The following is a 585-nucleotide window of genomic DNA, read 5'->3' as shown; positions in this document are numbered from 1 at the left end:
CGCCGGGGCGGCGCTAGAGCAGGGCAAAGGAATTTTGCCATGACCAAGCCCCAGAACCCCGTGCAGATGGCCGTGATCGGCGCCGCCCACGGCATCAAGGGTGAATTGCGGGTGAAGACCTTCACCGGTGAGCCCTTGGCGCTGGCTGACTATGGGCCGCTCTACGCCAGGGATGGCCGCGCCTTCCAGATCATCGACATCCGGCCGGCCAACACAGTCGTCGTGGTGCGCTTCAAGGGCATCAACGATCGCAACGCCGCCGAGGCGCTTGCCGGCACGGAACTGTTCGTCGACCGCTCGATGCTGCCGGACGACGGCGAGGAGGACGAGTTCTATCATGCCGACCTCGTCGGGCTGGAGGTCCGGGACGATACGGGCGCTCTCATCGGCAAGGTTGTCGCCGTGCACAATTTCGGTGGCGGCGACATTCTTGATGTGACGCTGGCGGGGCGCAAAGGCGTGCTGATCCCGTTCACGCAGGCCGCCGTTCCCGAGGTATCGATTGCCGATGCCTTCATCCGCATCGATCTGGCGGCGGCGGGGCTGGTCGATGACGAGGATGGCGATGCGCCTCGCGAAGAAGAT

General features: G+C 65.0%; 1 protein-coding gene. It reads left to right on the top strand.

The window, feature by feature from the left end; all coding sequences use genetic code 11:
* Nucleotides 1-39: 39 nt before the first annotated feature.
* Nucleotides 40-585, top strand: a 546-nt coding sequence (gene rimM, locus AC1DX0_RS36855) for a ribosome maturation factor RimM (RefSeq protein ID WP_477359590.1), incomplete at its 3' end; no start/stop codon positions are given.

The sequence above is a fragment of the Mesorhizobium sp. P3_A9 genome (genome assembly GCF_056402975.1).
This window is presented reverse-complemented; position numbering and strand designations above follow the sequence as displayed.